The sequence below is a fragment of the Streptomyces atriruber genome, assembly GCF_001418325.1.
GTDB lineage: Bacteria > Actinomycetota > Actinomycetes > Streptomycetales > Streptomycetaceae > Streptomyces > Streptomyces atriruber.
In genome coordinates this window covers 39,466-60,806 of the sequence record NZ_LIPN01000002.1, presented here as the reverse complement: position 1 = coordinate 60,806, position 21,341 = coordinate 39,466, and the positions used below count along the sequence as shown (strand labels likewise).

Annotated in this window: 22 protein-coding genes and 1 pseudogene; 15 read left to right on the top strand and 8 right to left on the bottom strand. The window is 70.5% G+C overall.

Annotation, left to right across the window (positions count from 1 at the left end):
• A pseudogene (locus tag AOK03_RS43680) lies at positions 1-256 on the top strand (hypothetical protein); the annotation flags it as partial.
• A gap of 218 nt (positions 257-474) precedes the next feature.
• Here AOK03_RS43680 and AOK03_RS00435 read toward each other — a convergent pair.
• Positions 475-2,532: an NPCBM/NEW2 domain-containing protein gene (locus tag AOK03_RS00435; protein ID WP_208609470.1), complete on the bottom strand. Its 2,058-nt coding sequence runs from the start codon at positions 2,530-2,532 to the stop codon at positions 475-477.
• Between the two features lie 265 nt (positions 2,533-2,797).
• Here AOK03_RS00435 and AOK03_RS00430 point away from each other — a divergent pair, with 265 nt between their 5' ends.
• The 4 genes from AOK03_RS00430 (at position 2,798) to AOK03_RS00415 (ending at position 6,509) form a co-directional block, all read left to right on the top strand.
• Complete coding sequence (locus AOK03_RS00430) at positions 2,798-4,066, top strand: ABC transporter substrate-binding protein (RefSeq protein ID WP_055563064.1); 1,269 nt, start codon at positions 2,798-2,800, stop codon at positions 4,064-4,066.
• 2 nt (positions 4,067-4,068) lie between these two features.
• On the top strand, positions 4,069-4,953 hold the full coding sequence (locus AOK03_RS00425; RefSeq protein WP_055563063.1) for a carbohydrate ABC transporter permease: 885 nt from the start codon (positions 4,069-4,071) through the stop codon (positions 4,951-4,953).
• Positions 4,950-5,879 carry a carbohydrate ABC transporter permease gene (locus tag AOK03_RS00420; RefSeq protein WP_055563062.1) on the top strand — a complete coding sequence of 310 codons (930 nt, stop codon included), beginning with the start codon at positions 4,950-4,952 and terminating at the stop codon, positions 5,877-5,879. Before AOK03_RS00425 ends, AOK03_RS00420 begins: the two co-directional genes overlap by 4 nt.
• Positions 5,880-5,993: 114 nt before the next feature.
• Positions 5,994-6,509, top strand: a complete 516-nt coding sequence (locus tag AOK03_RS00415; protein WP_055563061.1) for a hypothetical protein — start codon at positions 5,994-5,996, stop codon at positions 6,507-6,509.
• Positions 6,510-6,826: 317 nt separating this feature from the next.
• Here AOK03_RS00415 and AOK03_RS00410 read toward each other — a convergent pair whose 3' ends face one another.
• Entirely contained in the window at positions 6,827-8,371 is a 1,545-nt protein-coding gene (locus AOK03_RS00410) for an MFS transporter (protein WP_244177436.1), read from the bottom strand.
• A 65-nt stretch (positions 8,372-8,436) separates the two neighbouring features.
• Between AOK03_RS00410 and AOK03_RS00405 the strand changes: the two genes are divergently transcribed.
• Positions 8,437-9,210, top strand: coding sequence for a TetR/AcrR family transcriptional regulator (locus tag AOK03_RS00405; RefSeq protein WP_079074365.1), 774 nt, complete (start codon positions 8,437-8,439; stop codon positions 9,208-9,210).
• On the opposite strand, the gene AOK03_RS00400 is transcribed toward AOK03_RS00405, so the two are convergent.
• Positions 9,167-9,505, bottom strand: a complete 339-nt coding sequence (locus AOK03_RS00400; RefSeq protein ID WP_244177435.1) for an STAS domain-containing protein — start codon at positions 9,503-9,505, stop codon at positions 9,167-9,169. The two genes, AOK03_RS00405 and AOK03_RS00400, sit on opposite strands and share 44 nt — an antisense overlap.
• Before the next feature lie 340 nt (positions 9,506-9,845).
• Complete coding sequence (locus tag AOK03_RS00395) at positions 9,846-10,100, bottom strand: phage tail tube protein (protein ID WP_055563059.1); 255 nt, start codon at positions 10,098-10,100, stop codon at positions 9,846-9,848.
• Positions 10,101-10,309: 209 nt separating this feature from the next.
• Here AOK03_RS00395 and AOK03_RS44810 point away from each other — a divergent pair, with 209 nt between their 5' ends.
• The 3 genes from AOK03_RS44810 to AOK03_RS00385 are packed head-to-tail and all read left to right on the top strand — an operon-like array spanning position 10,310 to position 11,835.
• Positions 10,310-10,444 (top strand): hypothetical protein, encoded by a 135-nt coding sequence (locus AOK03_RS44810; protein ID WP_279616295.1) that lies wholly within the window; start codon positions 10,310-10,312, stop codon positions 10,442-10,444.
• Between the two features lie 48 nt (positions 10,445-10,492).
• On the top strand, positions 10,493-10,798 hold the full coding sequence (locus tag AOK03_RS00390; RefSeq protein WP_157868824.1) for a hypothetical protein: 306 nt from the start codon (positions 10,493-10,495) through the stop codon (positions 10,796-10,798).
• Positions 10,795-11,835: an NUDIX hydrolase gene (locus AOK03_RS00385; protein ID WP_055563057.1), complete on the top strand. Its 1,041-nt coding sequence runs from the start codon at positions 10,795-10,797 to the stop codon at positions 11,833-11,835. Before AOK03_RS00390 ends, AOK03_RS00385 begins: the two co-directional genes overlap by 4 nt.
• 212 nt (positions 11,836-12,047) lie before the next feature.
• Here the strand turns inward: AOK03_RS00385 and AOK03_RS00380 are convergent, their stop codons facing one another.
• Positions 12,048-13,403, bottom strand: a complete 1,356-nt coding sequence (locus AOK03_RS00380) for a dipeptidase (RefSeq protein ID WP_055563056.1) — start codon at positions 13,401-13,403, stop codon at positions 12,048-12,050.
• Positions 13,404-13,538: 135 nt separating this feature from the next.
• On the opposite strand from AOK03_RS00380, the gene AOK03_RS00375 reads away from it, so the two are divergent.
• A complete protein-coding gene (locus AOK03_RS00375) occupies positions 13,539-14,744 on the top strand; it encodes a geranylgeranyl reductase family protein (RefSeq protein WP_055563055.1) in 1,206 nt (401 codons plus the stop codon).
• A 24-nt stretch (positions 14,745-14,768) separates the two neighbouring features.
• On the opposite strand, the gene AOK03_RS00370 is transcribed toward AOK03_RS00375, so the two are convergent.
• A complete protein-coding gene (locus tag AOK03_RS00370; RefSeq protein ID WP_055563054.1) occupies positions 14,769-15,239 on the bottom strand; it encodes a nitroreductase family deazaflavin-dependent oxidoreductase in 471 nt (156 codons plus the stop codon).
• A 147-nt stretch (positions 15,240-15,386) separates the two neighbouring features.
• Between AOK03_RS00370 and AOK03_RS00365 the strand changes: the two genes are divergently transcribed.
• From AOK03_RS00365 to AOK03_RS00355, 3 genes are all read left to right on the top strand, one after another.
• On the top strand, positions 15,387-16,094 hold the full coding sequence (locus AOK03_RS00365) for a TetR/AcrR family transcriptional regulator (RefSeq protein WP_055563071.1): 708 nt from the start codon (positions 15,387-15,389) through the stop codon (positions 16,092-16,094).
• 308 nt (positions 16,095-16,402) lie between these two features.
• Positions 16,403-17,683: a sensor histidine kinase gene (locus tag AOK03_RS00360; RefSeq protein ID WP_167355559.1), complete on the top strand. Its 1,281-nt coding sequence runs from the start codon at positions 16,403-16,405 to the stop codon at positions 17,681-17,683.
• On the top strand, positions 17,680-18,345 hold the full coding sequence (locus AOK03_RS00355) for a response regulator (protein ID WP_055563052.1): 666 nt from the start codon (positions 17,680-17,682) through the stop codon (positions 18,343-18,345). Before AOK03_RS00360 ends, AOK03_RS00355 begins: the two co-directional genes overlap by 4 nt.
• On the opposite strand, the gene AOK03_RS43675 is transcribed toward AOK03_RS00355, so the two are convergent.
• Positions 18,306-18,629, bottom strand: a complete 324-nt coding sequence (locus tag AOK03_RS43675; protein WP_063792385.1) for a DUF6332 family protein — start codon at positions 18,627-18,629, stop codon at positions 18,306-18,308. The two genes, AOK03_RS00355 and AOK03_RS43675, sit on opposite strands and share 40 nt — an antisense overlap.
• Positions 18,630-18,802: 173 nt before the next feature.
• On the opposite strand from AOK03_RS43675, the gene AOK03_RS00345 reads away from it, so the two are divergent.
• Both AOK03_RS00345 and AOK03_RS00340 read left to right on the top strand, forming a co-directional pair.
• The gene (locus AOK03_RS00345; RefSeq protein ID WP_157868823.1) at positions 18,803-20,062 is read left to right on the top strand and encodes a hypothetical protein; all 1,260 of its coding nucleotides are present in this window, start codon (positions 18,803-18,805) and stop codon (positions 20,060-20,062) included.
• 113 nt (positions 20,063-20,175) lie between these two features.
• Positions 20,176-20,577, top strand: coding sequence for a MarR family winged helix-turn-helix transcriptional regulator (locus AOK03_RS00340; RefSeq protein ID WP_055563050.1), 402 nt, complete (start codon positions 20,176-20,178; stop codon positions 20,575-20,577).
• Positions 20,578-20,580: 3 nt separating this feature from the next.
• On the opposite strand, the gene AOK03_RS00335 is transcribed toward AOK03_RS00340, so the two are convergent.
• Complete coding sequence (locus AOK03_RS00335) at positions 20,581-21,324, bottom strand: maleylpyruvate isomerase family mycothiol-dependent enzyme (RefSeq protein WP_055563049.1); 744 nt, start codon at positions 21,322-21,324, stop codon at positions 20,581-20,583.
• Positions 21,325-21,341 lie beyond the last annotated feature (17 nt).

Below are 21,341 nucleotides of genomic sequence, written 5' to 3'. Positions count from 1 at the left end.
CATCGCGGTGATCGGCGGGGGAGTGGCGAAGGCGGGCGACGTGCTCTTCACGCCCCTGCGTCGCGCCCTGCGGGACTACGCCACGCTCTCCTTCGTACGCCAACTGACCGTGGCCCCCGCGTTGATGGGCACGGACGCGGGTCTGGTGGGTGCGGCGGCGGCCGCGCTCGACGGGGCGCCGAGCGCGGCCGGTGGGTCGGGCACCGCGGGCGGGCCGGGCGCGACGGTGCGGCTGGGGAGTGCGGTCGGGGGCTGACGTCGGGTTCTGTGGGCTGTACGTATGTGTCGCGCCCGGGTCCCCGTCGGCGCCCGGGTCCCTGTCGCGCCCGGGTCCGTGGCGCGTCCGAGGTCGTGGCGCGGAGGGTGACCGGTGTCGGGTGGCCGCTTGTGAACAGGGCGGGTCGCCCGACATCCGCCGCTCGACGGACGGGGACCCGCCGCCCGGCGAGCAGGGCGGGCCGCCCGACGCGCGCCTCAGCAGCTCAGCGTGGCCTCCGCCCAGTCGCCGTGGTCGGAGTCGATGCCGTCCCCGCCGTCCGTGACGACGAGGCGTACGACCTGGGCGCCGCTCACGTCCGCGGACAGTTCCTGCGCGGGCATGGCGTTGGTGAGCACGCCGGTCGAGGCGGCCTTCTTGCCGTCCGCCCAGATCTCGAAGGCGACCGTGCCCTTCACGATCGTCTCGTCGTCGACGCCGACCTGCGCGGTGACCTTCTCGCAGGCCGCTCCGGCGTAGTACTCGACGGCGCTCTCGGCATGCACTCCGAGGCCCTTCGCGTACACCTTTCCGCCGATGGTGATCGGCCTGCCGTCGCCGAGGCCGCTCTCTCCGTTGCTGGTGTTGCGCTCCACGGGGCCCCAGCCGTTGGTCGCCGACAGCCACGGCAGGTCGCCGAGCGGCGAGTTGCCCGCCGGGGGCGCCACGACCACCTGGGCCGTGAGCGGCAGCACCTTCTCGGCGCGGGCGCCCTGCGGCGAGCGGTAGGTGGCGGTGAGACGGACGTCGTACGATCCCGGCTTCGTGTCCGCCGGAGCGGTGACCTGCCACGACGTGGCGAGCGTCCTGCCGGTCCCCAGCGAGCGCGCCGTGCTCGGCGAGGTGGCCTTCACGGTCCACCCCGAGGGCGCGCCGAGCGCCACGGAGACCCGCTGGGCGGGCGTGCGGCCCAGGTTGGTGATCTCGGAGGTGACCTCGGCCGCCTCGTCGGCCTCCACGAACAAGCCGCCCTTCAGGCCGAGTTCGGTGGCAGGCGGGTGGTGCGCCCACTTGCCGTCGGCGGAGACGCGCAGCAGTACGGTGCCGTGTGCCGGGACGGTCGCCGCGATCCGGCCCGCCGTGTTGTAGCTCTTGTGCTGCCACAGATCGCGCAGCGTGTACGCGTCGGCGTCGGGGAGCCCGACGGCCGCGGCCGTCGTGGACACGGACTGCGGGCTGCCGGACTCGTTGAAGAGGGCGACGGCGCGGCTGCCGTCCTTCATCTCCTTGGCGACGACCCAGCGGCCGCCCTCCGACGTGACGACTTCGCCCTGCTTGCCCAGGGGGTCCTGGTCGACGGCGATGACTTCCTCGTTGCCGAGGATCTCGAAGGTCTCGGGGGTCGCCTTGCGCAGGTCGGAGCCGATGAGCAGGGGCGCGGCCATGATCGACCACATCGAGAAGTGCGTGCGGTACTCGGTGCCCGTCATGCCGCCGTTGCCGACTTCGAGCATGTCGGGGTCGTTCCACCGGCCGGGACCCGCGTGCTTCGCGAGCGGCAGGTTCCTCTTCATGATGGACAACATGGAGCCCCAGTTGTCACTGATGTCACCGGTGGTGCGCCAGAGGTGGCCGACGTCCGCCGCCCATTCCCACGGTTTGTTCTCGCCCCATTCGCAGATGCTGTAGACGATGGGCCTGCCGGTGCTCTCGGAGGCGGCCTTCAGCGCGTCGCGCATGGCGATGTACCGCTGTTTGGCGTCGACGCCCTGGTTGTTGCAGTTGTCGTACTTGAGATAGTCGACGCCCCAGTCGGCGAACTGCTGGGCGTCGCTCCGCTCATGGCCGAGCGCACCGGGGAAGCCCGCGGAATTGCAGGTCTTGGTGCCCGCGCTCGTATAGATGCCGAGTTTGAGGCCCTTGGAGTGGACGTAGTCGGCAACGGCCTTGATCCCCTGGGGGAATCGGACGGGGTCCGGTACGAGTTTGCCGTTCGCGTCGCGCTGCGGGAGTGCCCAGCAGTCATCGAGATTGACGTACTCGTACCCGGCGTCCTTGAGGCCCTTCTCGACGAATATGTCCGCGATCCCCTTGACCATCGCCTCGTCGAACTCGGCCCTGCAATGGGTCGAGTTCCAGTTGTTGAAGCCCATGGGCGGAGTGAGGGCGAGACCGCCGGGAAGCTTCGCGCCGGGGTCGGCGGTGGCCGGGGTGTCGGCCGGCGCGGCGGTGTCACGTGCCGCGGCGGGCATGGCGAGCCCGGCGGCGCACAGCAGGGCGGCGGTCAGCGATCCGACCACTCTCAGGCGGGTTGTGCGGGTTGGGAGATGACGCATCGTTACGTTCCTCCGTACTCGCGAAAGATGGGGGGTTTGCATGTGCGTGTCACGCGCGCGCTTACGGTAGAGCTTGTTGGACTCTGTTGGAAGAGGGGCGGTGCCGGTTCGGTTCTCTGACGCCGGAACCCTTGACGGGGCCGCCTCTTGGGAGTGGGATCCACCCCGCGCGTTCGGTTGTGTTCGGTTGAACCCCGAGGAGGGGGACATGGCACAGTCATCGTTCGGCGGATCCGTCAGGCCCGAAGGTACGACAGGACATCGGATGTCCCGGCGCAGGTTGCTGCGCGGCACCGCGGCCGGGGCGGGGGCGGTGACGCTCCCCGCGCTGCTCGGTGCCTGCGGTGAGAAGCCGGGTGGCAACAAGAACGAAGTCACCATGGGCTCCAACTCCTCGGACGCGGTGCCGAAGAAGGCGTTCCAGGACGCTTTCGACGCGTACGAGAAGAAGACCGGGAAGACGGTCGAGGTCCACACCACGGAGCACAACGAATTCCAGCAGAACATCACGCGCTATCTCCGCGCCACACCCGACGACGTCTTCATGTGGTTCGCCGGATACCGCATGCAGTACTTCGCGGAGAAGGGCCTGCTGGTCGACATCAGTGACGTGTGGAAGGACTTCAGTGGCTTCTCGCGGGCGCTGAAGGACCAGTCCACGCACGAGGGCAAGCAGTACTTCGTGCCGTACTACTACTATCCGTGGGCCGTCTTCCACCGCAAGAGCCTCTTCGACAAGCAGGGGTACGAACAGGCCAGGACCTGGGACGAGTTCATCGCACTGGCCAAGAAGATGCACAGGGACGGCATTCCGGTCGCCTTCTGCGACAAGGACGGCTGGCCCGCCATGGGCACCTTCGACTACATCGACCTGCGCTTGAACGGCTACGACTTCCACAAGAGCCTGATGGCGGGCCACGAGGCCTGGACGGACACGAAGGTCAAGAAGGTCTTCGACCTGTGGCGCGAACTCATGCCGTACTACCAGAAGGGGGCGCTCGGTCGCACCTGGGAGGAGGCCGGCCAAGGTCTGCAACGGCGCAAGACCGGCATGGCCGTGTTCGGAATGCCCCACCCCGGGCAGCAGTTCCCGGCCAACGAGCGCGACGACATCGACTTCTTCGCCTTCCCCGAGATCGACCCCGCGCACGGTCAGGACGCGGTGGAGGCGCCGATCGACGGATTCCTGATCGCCGAGAAGGCGAAGAACGTGACCGCGGGCAAGCAACTCCTCAAGTGGCTGGGAACATCCGAGGCCGAGGACGTGTATCTGGCCGGTGACCCGAACAACGTCGCGGTCAACGACGGGGCCGACACCTCCAAGTACAGCCCGCTGCAGAAGAAGTCCGCCGAACTGGTCTCGAACGCCAAGCAGATCTCGCAGTTCCTGGACCGCGACACACGCCCCGACTTCGCGCAGACCGTCATGATCAAGGCGTTGCAGGACTTCATCGACAACCCGAACGACGTCGACGGCCTGGTCAACAGCATCGAACGGCAGAAGAAGGACATCTTCGCGCAGGACGTCGGCTGACCATGGCCCGGCCGACGCGATTCACGCGGCGCGACATCACCGTACTCGGCGTACTCCTGGGACTTTCCGTCCTGATCGAGGCCGTCATCATCTGGGGCCCGACGCTGGCCTCCATCGGCCTGTCCTTCACTTCATGGGACGGAATCGGCGACATCGAGTGGGTGGGCGGAAAGAACTACGAGAGCCTCGCCGCCAACTACCCCGCGTTCTGGCCCGCGGTGCGCCACAACCTTCTCTGGATCGCCTTTCTCGGTTTCGTGGCCACGCCCTTCGGTCTTCTCCTCGCGGTCCTCATCGACCGCGGCGTGCGGTTCAGCCGCTTCTACCAGTCCGTGCTCTACATGCCGGTGGTGCTCTCGCTCGCCGTCGTCGGATTCATGGCGCAACTCCTCCTGGGCACCGATCAGGGCGTGATCAACACCGCTCTCGGCAACGAGAAGGATCCGATCGACTGGCTCGGCGATTCCGACCTCAACCTCTGGATGATGATGCTGGCCGCGAGCTGGCGGCACACCGGATACGTCATGATCCTCTACCTCGCGGGCCTCAAGTCCGTCGATCCCGCCCTCAAGGAGGCGGCCGCGATCGACGGCGCCGACACCCGCCAGACCTTCTTCCGCGTCGTCTTCCCGACCCTGCGTCCGGTGAATGTCATCGTCGGCGTGATCACGGTCATCGAAGCGCTGCGGGCCTTCGACATCGTCTACGCGGTCAACAAGGGCCGCAACGGCCTGGAACTGCTCTCCGTGCTCATCACCGAGAACATCATCGGCGAGGCGAGCCGCATCGGATTCGGCTCGGCCATAGCGGTCGTCCTGCTCACCGTCTCCCTGGGATTCATCGTGACGTTCCTCGTCCAAGAGCTGAGAGGTGCGCGCGACCGATGACCGCAGACGTCCGCACGACCCATCACGGTGGCCCGCAGGCCCTTCCTCCCCGTACCCACCGCTCCCGGGCCCCTCGTCGCCGAGGCGCATTCGGAGTCCCCCTCTTCCTGACCGCCGTGTCCCTCGCTTTCCTGGCCCCACTCCTGCTGGCCGTCTACGCCTCGCTGCGCCCGTACGAAGAGACCGCGGAGAACGGCTACTTCTCCTGGCCCGACCGCCTGTCCTTCGACTACTACAACCAGGCCTACACCGAATCCGGTATGGGCCGGTACTTCACCAATACGCTCCTGATCGCCGTCCCCGCGGTGATCGTGACGCTCTTCCTCGCCTCGTTCGCGGCCTTCGCGATATCGCGTCTGCGGATCCGCGGCGGCGTCATCCTCCTGATGCTGTTCACTGCGGGCAACCTGCTTCCCCCACAGGTCATCGTCACCCCCCTCTACGCCCTTTTCCTGAAGATCCCGCTGCCCTGGTGGATGTCCGACTCGCTCACCCTCTACGACTCCTTCTGGGCGCTCATCGTCGTCAACATCGGCTTCCAGATGGGCTTCTGCGTCTTCGTCCTCTCCAATTTCATGCGGACCCTGCCGAGGGAGATCCTGGAGGCGGCGATCGTCGACGGCGCGGGAGTCTGGACCCAGTTCTGGCGCATCACACTCCCTCTGTGCCGTCCGGCCCTCGCGGCCCTGGCCACCCTCGAATTCACCTGGATCTACAACGACTTCCTCTGGGCCCTGATCTTCATCTCCAACCCGGACAAACTCCCGATCACGTCATCCCTGAACAACCTGCGCGGCCAATTCTTCACGGACTACAACTTGCTGGCGGCAGGCTCGGTCCTGGTGGCCCTCCCGACGGTCCTGGTGTTCCTGCTGCTGCAGCGGCACTTCATCGCGGGGCTGACGTTGGGGGCGGGGAAAGGATGACGGACCTCGGCCGCTCCAGTGGGCACGGAATCCGCACGGGCACGGACAACCTGAGCTGATCACTCTTGCGTAACTCTCCCGTGTCGGCGGCTCGCGCGGGCGAGGATCCGGCTCATGGAGATGACCGAATCGTTCGCCACGACTGCCGCCGCAGTCGCCCCCGTCGTCCTTCTCGCCGCGGCAGTGGAGGTAGCTGTCTACCAGAAGGCTGTCGAGACACAGATCAAGAGCATCGTCAGAACAGCCAGTGAGAAGGCCCGGGAGAGCGGATCCAGACAGGACGCACTCGATTACTTGACCAGTGCCGGTGGCGACTTGAGGAGGTCGGCCCTGCAGACGATCGCCGGGACTATCTGGGGATTCATCATGCTGGGGCAGGCCCTCGTGACCATCGGGTGTCTCGCCTGGCTCTCGGACCATCGGGATCCGATGCCCTGGGCGACCCCCAAGCTCGTCACGCTCATTGTGGGGGTGGGGGTTCTGACCGTCGCCGTGGTGCCCGTGCTGAGGCTGACCTTGGCGCCCGTCACCGCATTCAGGGCCGCTCGTGCCGAACTCCGTGCAGCCGTCCGGGAGGCGGGAGAAGGGGGTGAGGCGGGAGAAAGAGGTGGGGTCGCCGAGAGCGCGTGACCCCTTCGCCGCGGAGCCGCTGGGATCATGCTCCGCGCGGGAACGTACACCGCGCGGAAAATCCGCCCCGGCAACGCATCCATAACCGCCCCCGGCCACGAAGTAACTGACGCAGGGACGTGCCCGGCACCCCCGACCGGGCGCGACCCTGTGTCACGGTGCCGCCGCTGGCGCCGGGCGCCGAGATACCCCGACGCCAGCGGCAATCGCCAGGGGTGGCTGGCACGACGGCCGAGAGCGGGTGGCCCGCGCCGCTCGGTAACGCCCTGCCGCCGCCACCCGGCAGGGCGGTGTCGCGTCAGGGGGCGGTGATCAGGTCACGGTGCGGTCGGCAGGGAGGGCCGGGACCGGCCCCTGATCCTCCGCGCCATGAGGCTCCCCGCTGCCGCCAGCACCGCCGTCAGCGCGAACGTCGCCGTCAGGGCGACCGACACCGACGAACCGTTCGCGTCCGACAGGGCGACCGCCGCGCCTCCGAGGCCGCTGAGGACCGCGACCGACAAGGTCTGCGCGAGCTGCATCGCGCCGCTCGCCTCGCCCTGCCGGTCGGTCGGGGCCTGTTCCATGGTGTCGGTGGTCGCGGCGTTGAAGGCGACGCCCATGCCCGCACCCCCGATCGCCCAGCCCACCACGGCGGTCAACTCGGGCGTCGCGTCGACCAGGACACCCAGGGCCATCACCACGATGCCGACGAGCAGCACCGCGAACCCCGCGGCGATCGGCACCGCCCGCGACCGGCCGCTCCAGCGGCTGTCGGCCCTGCCCTGCCAGACCGCGCCGAGGACCCACGTGATCGCGCCCGCCGACAGCCCGAGCCCGGCCTCCGTCGCGCTCAGCCCGCGCAGCTCGACCAGGCCGAGCGGCAGGAACGCCTCGCTCCCGAAGTAGGCGCCGCAGAGCAGGAAGCGCAGCACGACGCCCGTCGGCACGCCGCGTCGCCCGCTGAGCGTGCCCGCCGGAGTGACCGAGCGCAGCGCGCCGACCGCCGCGGCGCCGCCGACCAGGACCAGCACGGTCAGCAGGACGGGCCGGCGCAGTTCGAGGCCGGCGAGGAGGACTCCGGTGCCCGCGGCGAGCAGAACGCTGCGCGCCACCGGTGAAGACCACCACGGTCCGTCGTCCGAGGCGGCGGGCGCCCGGTCGGGTCCGCTGAGGCGGCGCAGCGGTGGCAGTGCGAGCGCGGCGGCCAGAGCCACCAGCGGCAGCAGGAGCACGAACACGCCCCGCCAGGACACGTGGTCGGAGATCAGCGCGGCGATCGTCGGGCCGATCAGCGATGGCACGGTCCAGCCGCCCGACACGAGCGCGAACATACGGGCGCGCAGCCGCTGCGGGTAGGCGAGCGCGATCGCCGTGTACGCGAGGGCCATGACGGCGCCGACGCCGAGCCCTTGCAGGAAGCGTCCGCCGAGGAACAGCGGCCAGTTGGGCGCCGACCCCGCCAGCGCGCAGCCGACGGCGAAGACGGCGAGGCCGAGGGCCAACGGGCGCGCGGGGCCGCGCCGGTCGGCGGCGCGGCTCGCGGCGATGGTGCCGATGAGGTTGGCGAGCATCAGCGCGGACAGGCCCCAGCCGTAGGCGCCCAGGCCGCCGAGTCTCCCGGCGATCTCGGGGAGGACGGTGGCCACGCCCATCGACTCGAAGGCGACGAGGCCGACCGAGAGCACGGTGCCCCAGGTCAGTGCCGCGTAGGGGGCGCGGAAGACACTCTCGCGCGCGGCGTCACGCATCTCCGTGGACGCGGTGGGTGTGCTGGGTGCCGTGAACTCCCTGAACTCTGTGGACTCCGTGGACTCGGTGGACTGCGTGGACTCCATGGACTTCGTAAGCGCATGGTCGGCGGCCGACTCCTGCTCGGGCAAGGCAGCCCCTCCTTATGTTTCGATCCGGAGCGGAACGAAATGACATGCTACCTATACTGACTCCCATGGCAACCCCCGACCCTTCGCTCTACGCGGGCGGCGCAGGAAACGCAGGCGATGCGGGTGGCGCGGTCGGCGCGGACCGCTCGTCCCGCGCCACCCGCCCCGCGGGGCGCCCTCGTGACACCCGGCTCGACGAGGCGATCCTGACGGCCACGCAGGAGTTGCTGGAGGAGGCGGGCTATCCCGGCCTGACGATGGAGGCGGTGGCCCGGCGCGCGGGCACGACCAAGCCCGCCATCCGGCGTCGGTGGCCGTCCAGGCAGCACCTCGTCATCGCGGCTCTGGCCGACACGATGGGGACGGCGCCCACGCCGGACACGGGATGCACGCACTGTGACCTGATCGAAGGCATCGACACCCTCAGCCGCGCCTTCGGCGGCAGCCTCGGGCGGCGTACGCTGCCTGCGCTGATGGCCGAACTCGCCGACGATCCCGCGCTGGACCGCGTCTTCACCGAGACGATCTTCCACCCCAGGAGGGCCACCACGGAGGCGGCCCTGCGGCGCGGCATCGAGCGCGGTGACATCCGTCCGGACGCCGACATCGACCTGCTGTTGGACATGCTCGGCGCCACCACCTACCACCGGGTCCTCTTCGGTCACCTCCCCGTCACGGACTCGCTCGCCCACGACGTCGTGATGACCGTCATGGGCGGCGCGGCGACCCCGAGTTGGCGTGCGCACTATCAGCTCCACCACGAACCGGCGAAGCCCCTGAAGCCCCGGAAGTACCTCAGGAAGTCTGCTGGTCAGTCGGATCGAGGAGCGCCGCGCTGAGCGTCGGTGCCGGTGACAGGGCCGCGGTGAGCTGAGTGACGCGCAGCATGCGCAGCGTCAGCGGGTGCGTGCAGACGATGCGCAGCCGCCTGCCTCTCGTCGTCACCCGCCGGTGGGCCCGCATGAGCAGGGAGAGTCCGGAACAGTCGATGAACGTGACCTGACTCAGGTCGATGATCACGACGGGCTCCGGCCCCGCGGTCACGGCGTCGACCAGCGAGACCGACCGCTGGTAGGCCACGACGTCGACCTCGCCGTGCAGTTCGATCACGATCGCTTCGTCCAGTCCGTACACCCGCGGAGGCTGATCGGATTCCTCCCGCGCGTATGCCTTCAGTTCGTCTTGCCGCATTCATCCCCCCAGCGCCGGCGCCGACGGGCTCACGAAGGAGCGTGGCGCAACGGGAGTGCCAGTATCGAGAGGCCACCGGGGACTGGGGTGCCTGCCGGGAAAACGCTAGCGGGGGCGGATGCGCCCCGCAGTGCGGGAACGATTCACGGAAGGGCAGTGCCACACGTTGGGGTGAAGAATCGTCAATTCACTTGACGCGTAACGCGCGTTGTCCGGGAACCCGCCGGCCATCAGACGGCCATCGGGTTGGTGATCGGGATGAGCGACCCGGTGCCGGTGAACGTCACCCGGATCTGATCGAGGTCTCGGCTCCGCCGCCCTGCGGCTCCCACTTGGGCAGACCGTATCCCTCGTAGGCCTCGGGGAGCCCGTTGCGGTCCATGTACCGCATGTGGACCTTGGACGCCTCGCCGTACGCGAAGAACGCCGACCTGATCTTTTCGTGGACGGCGGCGTACGCGGTCGAGTCCGGCGTCGCCTTCCTGTCGAAGGTGACCTCGACTTCCCAGTCCCGGCGGGTCTTGGTGTTCTCGCCCACCCGTCCGTGTCGTAGCCCGTGTCGTCTCCCGAGCTCGGCTCGGCCGACCACTGAAACTCGGTTCTGAGTGCACACGGGCGACTGCGGCATGGCGCCCGGCCCGCCGAGGAGCCGCGGGCCGTCCCCCGCCTGCTGCGTCTCGTCGTTCATGCGATCCGGTACGTGCGGGTCCTGCCGGGGCGGCGCCCTCGTAGCCGGTGCGACGGGTCGTGAGCAGCGCGATGGTGATGCGGTCGCGGAGGTTGGTGTCGACGGTGCGGTCCTCGGGCGCGGTCTCGGCGAAGAACTTCAAGACGGACCACTGGGACCCGATGGGGGATGGCGCGGACGAACGCCCCTCGTAGGTGCGGTACGACCGGTGGCAGCGTCCCGAGATCCCCGCAGTGCCCGAGATGGCCGGCGAGGACACCCATCGGCTGCGGCACTGGGCGAAGGCGAAGCCGGATGGGCCGGGCGGCATCGCGAAGGTGGCGATCGAGGCCCGCGTGGGGCATGAACTGCCGGGCGTGGAGGGAACGTACAGTGAGGTGACGCCCGCTATGGAAGAGCGGATCGTAGAGTACCTCCAGTCCGTTTGGGAGAAGGAGGTAGTGGGGGCCGGACTGTGGATGCCACCGTTTCCCATCACGTCCCCAGATGATCTACTCAACGAGCCTCCGCCGCTGTTCAGCGGCCTTCCGGTCCTGGAGAATGAATGATCGTCTGGATCAACGGTGCGTTCGGCGCGGGAAAGACCAGCGCCGCACGGGAACTGATCGAGCTGATCCCGAACAGCACGCTCTTCGACCCCGAGGTCATCGGCGGCGCACTGCCCTGTCTCCTGCCGCCCAAGCGCCTCGACGAGGTGGGCGACTATCAGGATCTGCCGATCTGGCGCCGCCTCGTCATCGACACCGCGGCCGCGCTGCACGCCGAGGTCGGCGGCGTTCTCGTGGTGCCGATGACGCTGCTGCGCCAGGAGTACCGCGATGAGATCTTCGGCGGTCTCGCGGCGCGCAGGATCACCGTGCACCATGTCCTGCTCGCTCCCGACGAAACGATCCTGCGTGAGCGAATATCCGGCCGTCCCGTGCCGTCGGACCTGCCCGACGGCGACATGCGGGTGCGGCAGTGGGCCTTCGACCACATCGAGCCGTTCCGCGCCGCCCGCGCCGACTGGATCGACGGCGACGCCCACCGCGTCGACACCAGCCTCCTCACGCCGTTCGAGACCGCCGAACGTCTCGCCGAGGCCGTCCGCAGCGGCGCCGCTCCCGGCTCCGACATCGTGCAGACACCGGAGCCCACCGCGGAGACCCTCGCCGCCGGGGTGCTGCTCTTCGACGAGCAGGACCGGGTGCTCCTCGTCGACCCCACGTACAAAGCGGGCTGGGAGTTCCCCGGCGGAGTCGTCGAGCCCGGCGAGGCGCCCACACGCGCGGGCGTGCGCGAGGTGGCCGAGGAGACCGGCATCCAGCTCACCGAAACGCCGCACCTGCTGGTCGCCGACTGGGAGCCGCCGAATCCGCCCGGCTACGGCGGGATGCGGTTCCTCTTCGACGGCGGGCGGCTCGACAGCGGCGCGGTCCGCATGCTGCTCCCGGGTCCCGAACTGCGCGACTGGCGCTTCGTGACCGAACAGGAAGCGGCCGACCTGCTGCCCGCCGTGCGCTACGCACGACTGCGCTGGGCGCTGCGCGCGCGGGAACGCGGCGTCACGCTCTACCTGGAAGCCGGCGTCCCGCTCGGCGGATAGCCGTCCGCGGAGGCGCGCGGCACCGGGGAGGCTCGCTCCCGCACCGGGTCGCCGTGCCCGAGGCACGCCACCTCGTACGAAAGGCGCGTCGGCACGGTGCGCGTACACGGGGGGCGCCGCCCGCATCCATCAGGTCAGGACGAGCAAGAAGGAGCCCCGCCCGAAGGCGAGGCTCCTCAGCCGTCGGCAGAGCGCTGCCGGATCGGCGGTCCTCAGCTCGTCGCGTACTTCTGGAGGAACAGCGCCTCGGCCACCGAGAGCCGCTCCAGTTCCTCGGGAGACACGCTTTCGTTGACCGCGTGGATCTGTGCCTCCGGCTCGCTCAGGCCGATCAGCAGGATCTCCGCGCGCGGGTAGAGCGACGAGAGGGTGTTGCACAGCGGGATCGAGCCGCCCTGCCCCGCGTACTGCATCTCCTCGCCCGGGTAGGCCTCACCCATCGCCTCGGCCATCGCCGCGTACGCCGGGCTCGTCGTGTCCGCTCGGAACGGCTGGCCCTGACCGATCTGCTCCGTCCGTACCTGCGCGCCCCACGGAGTGTGCGCCTCCAGGTGTGCCTGGAGCAGCTTCGTGGCCTCGGCCGCGTCCACGCCCGGCGGCACCCGCAGGCTGATCAGCGCCCGCGCGGCCGCCTGCACCGACGGCGTCGCGCCGATCACCGGCGGGCAGTCGATGCCGAGGACCGTGACGGCCGGGCGCGCCCAGATGCGGTCGGCGACCGTGCCCTCGCCGATCAGCTCCACACCGTCGAGGACCTTGGCGTCCCGGCGGAAGTCGCTCTCCTCGTACTGCAGCCCGTCCCAGGCGGCGTCGCTCGTCAGACCGTCGATCGTCGTCGAACCGTCCTCGGCGCGCAGCGAGTCCAGGGCGCGCACCAGTGCGGCCAGGGCGTCCGGGGCCGCACCGCCGAACTGGCCGGAGTGCAGGTTGCCTTCGAGGGTGTCGACGCTGATGCGTACGAGCGTCATGCCGCGCAGCGTCGACGTCACCGTCGGCAGACCGACCCGGAAGTTGCCCGCGTCGCCGATGACGATCGTGTCGGCCGTCAGCAGGTCGGGGTGGGCCTCCGCGTACCGCTCGAGGCCGCCCGTGCCCTGCTCCTCCGAGCCCTCCGCGATCACCTTCACGTTCACGGGGACGCCGCCGTTGGCCTTCAGGGCGCGCAGCGCGAGCAGGTGCATGATGACGCCGCCCTTGCAGTCGGCGCTGCCCCGGCCGTACCAGCGGCCGTCCCGCTCGGTCAGCTCGAACGGCGGGGTGGCCCAGGCGGCCTCGTCGAGCGGGGGCTGGACGTCGTAGTGCGCGTAGAGCAGGACCGTCGGCGCGCCCTCGGGGCCCGGCAGGAAGCCGTACACCGACTGCGTGCCGTCCGGGGTGTCGAGCAGCGCCACGTCCTGGAAGCCCTCGGCGCGCAGCGCGTCCGCCACCCAGCCCGCGGCGGCCTCGCTCTCGCTCTTCGGGAACTGATCGAAGTCCGCCACCGATTTGAAGGCCACCAGTTCGGTGAGCTCCGCCTTCGCCTTCGGCATCAGTGAGGCGACGGTCTCGGCGATCGGATTCGGCGACATGGGCACGCTCCTCGTAGGTGCGACGTTGTGCATGTGGGTACGTGTGATCCTCCCACAGGAGGGGCCCGCGAGGCTCCGCCGTAGGATGCCTGGGGAAAGCGCGGCCAACAGCGGGATCAGGAGCGGTAGACCAACGTGAGCAGCGAGAACTCAGCGGACGACACCCGGCACGTGTGGGACGTCGTGGTGGTCGGAGCCGGCCCTGCGGGGGCCTCGGCGGCCTATGCGGCAGCGGTCGCGGGACGCAGTGTCCTCCTCTTGGAGAAAGCCGAGATCCCTCGCTACAAGACGTGTGGCGGCGGCATCATCGGCCCCTCGCGCGACTCCCTGCCGCCCGGCTTCGAGCTGCCGTTCCGCGACCGGGTGCACGCGGTGACGTTCACCCTCGACGGCAAGTTCTCCCGTACGCGCCGCTCGCGGCAGATGCTCTTCGGCCTGATCAACCGCCCCGAGTTCGACGAGCAGCTCGTCGAGCACGCGCAGAAGGCGGGCGCCGAGCTGCGCACCGGCGTCACCGTCGCGCGCGTGGAGCAGCACGGCACCGAGGTGCCGGACCGGCGCACCGTCGCCGTGATGCTGCAGGGCGGCGAGACGGTCCTGGCCCGCGCGGTGGTCGGTGCCGACGGCAGCGCCAGCCGCATAGGGGCGCATGTCGGCGTGAAGCTCGACCAGGTCGACCTCGGCCTCGAGGCCGAGATCCCGGTCCCCGAGACCGTCGCCGAGGACTGGGCGGGCCGGGTCCTCATCGACTGGGGTCCCATGCCGGGCAGTTACGGCTGGGTGTTCCCCAAGGGCGACACCCTCACCGTCGGTGTGATCTCCGCCCGCGGCGAAGGCGCGGCCACCAAGCGGTACTTGGAGGACTTCATCGCCCGGCTCGGCCTCGCCGGTTTCGAGCCCAGCATCTCCTCGGGGCACCTCACGCGCTGCCGCAGCGACGACTCGCCGCTCTCCCGCGGCCGGGTCCTGGTCTGCGGCGACGCCGCGGGGCTCCTGGAGCCGTGGACCCGCGAGGGCATCTCCTTCGCGCTGCGCTCCGGCCGGCTCGCGGGGGAGTGGGCGGTGCGGATCGCCGAGTCGCACGACGCGGTGGACGCCCGCCGCCAGGCCCTCAACTACGCCTTCGCCATCAAGGCGGGGCTCGGCGTGGAGATGAGCGTCGGACGCCGCATGCTCAAGGCCTTCGAGCGCCGCCCCGGCATGCTGCACACGGCGATCACGGGCTTCCGGCCCGCGTGGAACGCCTTCGCGAAGATCACGCGCGGCTCGACGACGCTGGGCGAGCTGGTGCGTACGCACCCGATGGTGGGCCGTGTTCTGCAGGCACGGGAAGAGCGCTGAGGGGCGCGGTGGGCCGTCGGCGGCCTACCGCTTCTTCTGCACGGTGATGCGGAAGACGGGGTGGTCGGGGGCGGCCGCCAGGATCTCCTCGTCGGAGGAGGCTGCGGTCACGCCCTGGAAGTACTGGTTCACCTCCCAGCCCCACTTCTCCAGATAGCCGCGCAGCAGGGGCAGCTTCTCGGCGTCGGGCACCTCCACGGCGGTGAACTCCCGCACCTTGCTCCCCACTCGCAGCTCCCCGCCCCCGGCGACGCGCATGTTGCGCACCCACTGGGAGTGCCCGCGCGCCGATACGAGGTACTGGGCCTGGTCGCCGTCGTACGTATACGGGTTGACGGGGATCCGCTGCATCTTGCCGCTCTTGCGTCCCCGGACGGAGAGCTCGGCGCTGCCCATCAGGCTGACTCCGTGCCGCGCCAGCCATCCGATCACGCTGTTCAGCCGGACGTTGAGACGGCTGCCCTTGAGGTAGTACGGCGAGCTGGTCGTGGACATGGCGCCCTCCTGGGGGTGGCGGCGTGGAACCGAATTACGAGAGCACTGCTCTCGCTTGAGAGCAGTGTGCACGAGGTCGGTGCTCCAAAGCAAGAGCAGTGCTCTCGAATGTGTGCACTGCTCCACGCGCATGCCACACTGGCCCTCATGAGCAGCAACACCAGTGCCACCCGAGGAGCCCGGGCCCGTGCCCGCGAAGAAGTGACCGCGGCGATCAAAAGCGAGGCGCGCAAGCAGCTCGCGGCCGACGGCGCCGCCAAGCTCTCCCTGCGTGCGGTCGCCCGCGAGCTGGGCATGGTCTCCTCCGCCCTCTACCGCTACTTCCCCAGCCGGGACGACCTCCTGACCGCGCTGATCATCGACGCGTACGACTCGCTCGGCGCCGCCGCCGAAGCGGCGCATGCGGCGGCGGCCGGGCAGGAGCCCATCCGGCGGTGGACGGCGGTGTGTGAGGCGGTGCGTGCCTGGGCGCTGGAGCAGCCGCACGAGTACGCGCTCATCTACGGCTCGCCCGTCCCCGGGTACAGCGCGCCGGACACGACCGTCCGGGCCGCCGCGCGCGTCGGTCTGGTCCTCATCGACATCGTCCGCGACGCCCACCAGGGGCGGGGCGTCGCCTTCGAGCCGCTGCCCGCCGAGCTGCGCACCGAGGGGGAGCGCCTCGCGGCGGACCTCGCGCCCGATCTGCCGCCCGCGACGATCACGGCGATGGTCGCGGCGTGGGCCCAGCTCTTCGGGCTCGTCGGCTTCGAGGTGTTCGGGCAGTTCAACCGGATCGTCGAGGCCCGCCCGGAGTTCTTCTCGCACGCGGCGGCGCAGCTCGCGCACGGGGTGGGCCTGCTGCGGCAGGGCTGAGGCCCCGAAAACGCCCTGGTCCGAACGGGTTCCGCGCCCGGTCGGGGGTCGCCGGACCGTCAACGGCCCCGCATTGTCACCTACTTGATGCTCCGCGCCCACAACTTCTGTCATGCGGCGCAAACTGCTGAAAGGTGGCGGCGGGGGGGCGCCCCGAGGGTCGGCCGCTGGACGGCCCCCACCTCTCTGTGCTGCAGATACCAACGTAGGGGCGCGGGCGACCTGCGGCTCCTACTCCCGTGGGAGTACGTGTGATCACCACGCCCGTCGGACGCCCGCCCCACCGGCTCCGGTCTAGCGTGACCGTCATGGAAGAGCAGCGCGAAGGCAGGCCGGTCGGTCCGCCCCCGTCCTGGGGCGGACCGCCGATGTGGCGGCACGGGCCGCCCTGGTGGAACTCCGGGTCCGACGGATCGACGGCCCGTCGCCTGCCGTGGCTCACGACGGCCGTGCTGACCCTGTTCGTGCAGGTCGGGTCCAGGTTCGCCGAGCACGGCCAACTCGACCGCGTGGACATCAACCCCTTGGCGCGGGTGCTGCTGTTCCTGGCCACGGCGGTCCTCCTGCTGCGTCACCGCCACCCCGTGCCCGTCCTGTACGCCAGTGCGGGGCTCACGCTCGTCTACATCGGGGCCGGGTTCCCCTACGGTCCGATCTTCCTGGCCGTCGCCGTGGGCTGCTTCGCCGCGATCGTCGCGGGGCACCGGCGTGCGGCCTGGGGAGCCGTCGGCGGGCTCTGGGCCGGGCATCTGCTGATCGCGCACTGGCTCTACCGGTGGCTGCCGCCCGGCGGTGACGGCGCCCGGCCCTGGGGCGAGGAGGTGGCGGCAGCCGTCTGGGTCGTCGCGATCATCGCCGTCTCCGAACTCGCCCGCGTACGCCGTGAACAGTGGGCCAAGGAGCGTGCCGAGCGTGCGCAGGCCGCGAAGCGGCGGGCGGACGAGGAGCGGCTGCGGATGGCGCGGGAGCTGCACGACGTCCTCGCCCACAGCATCTCCGTCATCAACGTCCAGGCGGGCGTCGGCCTCGCGCTGCTCGACTCCGACCCCGAACAGGCCCGCACCGCGCTGACCACCATCAAGGCCGCCAGCAAGGAGGCGCTGGGGGAGGTGCGCCAGGTCCTGGGCACCCTGCGCGCCCCCGGGGACGCGCCGCGCGCCCCGGCGCCCGGCCTCGACCGGCTGCCCGAACTCGTCGAGCAGGCCGGGAGCGCGGGACTGACCGTCGAAGTCACCACGGAAGGCGCCCTGGCGCAGTTGCCCCCGGGCACGGACCTCGCGGCGTTCCGCATCGTCCAGGAGGCGTTGACGAACGTCGTACGGCACTCGGGATCGCGCCGCGCACGCGTGCTGGTGCGCCACGAGGCGGCGTCGCTCACCCTGCGGATCGACGACGACGGGCCCTCCACCGGCGCCGAAGCGGGCGGCAGCGGCAACGGACTTGCCGGGATGCGGGAGCGCGCCGCCGCCCTCGATGGCACGATCGAGGCGGGCCCGCGACCGGACGGCGGCTTCCGCGTGACCGCCGTACTGCCCCTGGCGGCGGACGGGGCTGCCAAGGCCCGCACCGCACCTCGGGAGGACCAGTGATCCGCGTACTGCTCGCCGACGACCAGTCCCTGGTCAGGGCAGGTTTCAAGGCGCTCCTCGACGCACAGCCGGACATCGGCGTCGTCGGGGAGGCCGCGGACGGCGACGAGGCGGTGCGGATGGTGCGGGAACTGCGCCCCGACGTCGTCCTGATGGACATCCGCATGCCACTGCTCGACGGACTCGCCGCCACCCGGAGGATCACCGACGAGCCCTCTCTGGGCGACGTGAAGGTCGTCATGCTCACCACCTTCGAACTCGACGAGTACGTCTTCGAGGCGATCCGCTCCGGAGCGTCGGGTTTCCTGGTGAAGGACACCGAGCCGGACGAACTGCTGCGCGCTGTCAGGGCGGTGGTCGACGGCGACGCACTGCTGTCACCGGGGGTGACGCGCCGCCTCATCGCCGAGTTCGCGGCGCGTTCCAAGGAGCCCGCGGCCGCCGGCACCCTCGCAGGGCTGACCGAACGGGAGCGGGAGGTGATGGCCCTGGTCGGCATCGGCCTCTCGAACGAGGAGATCGCCCGCCGTCTGGTGGTCAGTCCGCTCACGGCCAAGACGCACGTCAGTAGGACCATGGTGAAGCTGAACGCCCGGGACCGTGCCCAACTCGTCGTCCTGGCCTATGAGTCGGGGCTGGTCCGTCCCGGCTGGCTGGGCTGATGCGGACCGGGCCCGCGCCCGCGCCCGCGTCTGCGCCTGCTCCCGCGCCCGTGCCCGTGCCCGTGCCGTAAGAGGATCGCCGCCAGGACCGTGAAGAAGACCACGGCCCCGGCGATCAGGCCTGCTCGGACCAGGGTGCCCTCGCTGGGTGACCGCACGCCGAAGAAGAACGCCGGTGATCCCACGGCGAGCATCGTGCCACCGGCGAGGGACGCCGCGACGAACAGGGCGTAGGCGATCTCGACCGTGTCCGCGTCCCGCTCGGCCTGCGTCCGTCGCCCCATTCTCCGAGTGTGCGGTGCGCGTTCCCGGTGGGCAATGACCTGGGCGCGGTCGAACCGCGGGGAACGGCGTCGGTGGGCGGCCCGCTCCAGTGGCGGGGCGAATGAAGCGTGCATAGAACGGGAGACACGCTTACGTGCGGGGCGAGGACGCCCCGCTGAAATGGAGAGACGAGATGGCCGCTGAGTCATTCTCCGCCGCAGGGGAAACATCCGGAACCGGCGAACCGTTGGTGTCGACATCGGTCCACTGGGGCACCGGGCAGCTCGGCGGCCCGGTCCGCGAGGGCACCGCCCAGCGACCGCAGGCAGCAGGCCACGCCACCGACGAGGCTTCCCCGGCAGGAGCCGTGGCCGTCGCCGACGGCGGACGCCCGGAACGGGCCGTGGGCGACGCCGACGGCCGGCCCCCGGAACCGGCGGCACCCGACACCGACGACGACGCCGTACGAGAGCTCATACGCGTGGCCGTGGTGTCGCGGCCCCTGGACGACGTGGTCGACCTCGTCACCCTCCTGGAGCAGTCGCCCGACGGCTTGCCGACAGCGGCCTCGATACTCCGCCTGGCCGCCGTGGCCCGCTCGGTCGACGACGTCACTCGGCTGGTGGAACTCCTCGGCCCGCCGGAACACCCCGCCGACCACATGGACGAGGCCATTCGGCATGCCGCCGAGGAACGGCCCATCCCGGACGTCAGCAGGCTCGTCCGCCTCCTGTCCCGTCCCCCGCACGATCCGCACAGCGGCGCCGAAGTGGTGCACGCCGCGGGCACGACCAGGTCGGTCGAGGACCTGATGCAGCTGATCGGCAGCCTGCGAGAACAGCAGGAACAGCAGGGACAGCCAGGACAGCAGGGACAGCAGCAAGCAACCGGCAGCACCCCGGACGCCGACAGCGCCCAGTCCGCCGACAAGGGCGCCGACAAAGCCAAGGGCAGCGACAGCAACCGCGGCGAGGCCAGGACCACGGCCTCGCCGCTCGCCGCATCCGCCGCCCGCCCCGCTTCCGCCCCGGACACCGCGGCCGCACAGGTGCGGAGTACGACCTCCCTGGTGTGGCTGCGTCGCGTGGCAGGCGTACTCCTGCTGCTCTGCGCGGCGGCCCACTTCCCGCTGAACTGGTCGGACGCGCCCGCCTTCGGCCTGCCCGCCGCACTCGGCGTCTCCGTCCTGTGTGCCGCGGCGGGCGCGGCCCTGTGCCTGAGCGGGTCGCCGTTCGTGGCCGTGGCGAGCACCTTGGTGGCCGGAGCGCTGACCGTCAGCCACCTCGTGGACGACCGGATCGACTCGACGACGCTCGCCTACGTCTTGCGGCCCGACCGTGTGACGGCGCCGCTCCCGACCCTGTCCGCGGCGATCGCGACGCTCGCCTCGCTGCTGGTCGTGGCGCTCACGATCGCCGCTCTCAGGGCCTCGGCCAACCGGGACCGCACCTGACCGCACCGCACCGCGCCCGACGGAGCCCGAGCGGCCGATTGCATCGGCATTGAATGCATGCGCATTTAATGCCGATGCAATGAAGTGGTGAAACTCTGCTAGCGTGCGGTCCCATGGCGGCGAAGAAGGCCGAGCAGGGGCTCGTGGATCAATGGCGCGGCATCCTCGCGGTGCACGCGCGCACGCTGTGCGAGCTCGACCGGGAGCTGCACCCGCACGGCCTGGGCGCGAGCGACTTCGAGGTCCTCGACGTACTGGCCGAGGGATCGTCGGACGACGGCGGCTGTACGTTCCGCGTGCAGGAGATCTCCGCGCAGGTCCATCTGAGCCAGAGCGCCCTCTCCCGCCTCATCGGGAGGCTGGAGAAGGACGGCCTCGTGGAGCGCGGCATGTGCAGCGAGGACCGCCGCGGTGTCCGCGTCTCCCTCACGGACAAGGGCCGGGCGCTGCACCAGGAAGTGCGGCCGCTGCAGCGGGCCGTCCTCGGGCGGATGCTCGACGCCGCCACGGGCTGACGATCACCCCATGACGATGGCGGACCTCTCCCGCCACAGCGACGCCAGCGCGCGGTCCCCGGTCACCTGCGGGAACGGCAGCCGGTTCCACAGCGCCAGATAGAGCCGCGCCGCGGAACCCGACACCTCGCAGTCGGCGGGCGCCGTCGTGCCGTGCTCCGTGACCGGGGGCTCGTCGGAGAGTCGTACGGTCCACGTCCGCTCTTCCCGCGGGTCCGTGGTCCGCACCCGCAGCACGGCCGGGGTGTCGCTGCGCACCCGGCTCCTCTTGCGGGCATGGAAGCCCAACAGCAGCTCCTCGATCCCGTCCACGGCGAAGGCGACGTCCATCGGGGACGGGGAGCCCCCGCGGGCGGACTCCGCGTCGACGCGGTGGACGGTCGTCTCGTGCGCCTGCCGCCGGGCCCAGAAGGCCAAGGGCGAGGGGGCGGGCAGAAAGGCCCAGCACTCCACGTCGGGCGGCGTCGTCTTGAGCGTGGCGACGAGCGTGGCGTGCCCCTCGCGGAACCACTCGACGAGGGTGTCGCCGTCCAGCTCGGGGAGCTCACCGCCGAGCCGGTACGAGGTGCGCCGCTCGGTGATGAACGCGGCCGCCCAGCGGTGGACCATCCCCGTGTGCCGCAGCAGGTCCCGCACCTGCCAGTCGGGGCAGGTGGGCACCTTGGCGTCGGTTCCCGCCTCCGCCGCGGCCCGGGCCAGCAACTGGCCTTCCACGTCCACCACTTGGATGTGCTCGGAAATCTCCATGGCGAAGATTCTGGCGG

What these genes read in the sequence shown, in the direction of transcription:
- AOK03_RS00425 (WP_055563063.1), top strand. Translation starts at nt 4,069, where the DNA reads ATGGCCCGGCCGACGCGATTCACGCGGCGCGACATCACCGTACTCGGC.
- AOK03_RS00380 (WP_055563056.1), bottom strand. Translation starts at nt 13,403, where the DNA reads ATGTCGCCGAATCCGATCGCCGAGACCGTCGCCTCACTGATGCCGAAG.
- AOK03_RS00335 (WP_055563049.1), bottom strand. Translation starts at nt 21,324, where the DNA reads ATGGAGATTTCCGAGCACATCCAAGTGGTGGACGTGGAAGGCCAGTTG.
- AOK03_RS00385 (WP_055563057.1), top strand. Translation starts at nt 10,795, where the DNA reads ATGATCGTCTGGATCAACGGTGCGTTCGGCGCGGGAAAGACCAGCGCC.
- AOK03_RS43675 (WP_063792385.1), bottom strand. Translation starts at nt 18,629, where the DNA reads ATGGGGCGACGGACGCAGGCCGAGCGGGACGCGGACACGGTCGAGATC.
- AOK03_RS00345 (WP_157868823.1), top strand. Translation starts at nt 18,803, where the DNA reads ATGGCCGCTGAGTCATTCTCCGCCGCAGGGGAAACATCCGGAACCGGC.
- AOK03_RS00340 (WP_055563050.1), top strand. Translation starts at nt 20,176, where the DNA reads ATGGCGGCGAAGAAGGCCGAGCAGGGGCTCGTGGATCAATGGCGCGGC.
- AOK03_RS00430 (WP_055563064.1), top strand. Translation starts at nt 2,798, where the DNA reads ATGTCCCGGCGCAGGTTGCTGCGCGGCACCGCGGCCGGGGCGGGGGCG.
- AOK03_RS00390 (WP_157868824.1), top strand. Translation starts at nt 10,493, where the DNA reads ATGGCCGGCGAGGACACCCATCGGCTGCGGCACTGGGCGAAGGCGAAG.
- AOK03_RS00365 (WP_055563071.1), top strand. Translation starts at nt 15,387, where the DNA reads ATGAGCAGCAACACCAGTGCCACCCGAGGAGCCCGGGCCCGTGCCCGC.
- AOK03_RS00420 (WP_055563062.1), top strand. Translation starts at nt 4,950, where the DNA reads ATGACCGCAGACGTCCGCACGACCCATCACGGTGGCCCGCAGGCCCTT.
- AOK03_RS00360 (WP_167355559.1), top strand. Translation starts at nt 16,403, where the DNA reads ATGGAAGAGCAGCGCGAAGGCAGGCCGGTCGGTCCGCCCCCGTCCTGG.
- AOK03_RS00405 (WP_079074365.1), top strand. Translation starts at nt 8,437, where the DNA reads ATGGCAACCCCCGACCCTTCGCTCTACGCGGGCGGCGCAGGAAACGCA.
- AOK03_RS00370 (WP_055563054.1), bottom strand. Translation starts at nt 15,239, where the DNA reads ATGTCCACGACCAGCTCGCCGTACTACCTCAAGGGCAGCCGTCTCAAC.
- AOK03_RS00435 (WP_208609470.1), bottom strand. Translation starts at nt 2,532, where the DNA reads ATGCGTCATCTCCCAACCCGCACAACCCGCCTGAGAGTGGTCGGATCG.
- AOK03_RS00415 (WP_055563061.1), top strand. Translation starts at nt 5,994, where the DNA reads ATGGAGATGACCGAATCGTTCGCCACGACTGCCGCCGCAGTCGCCCCC.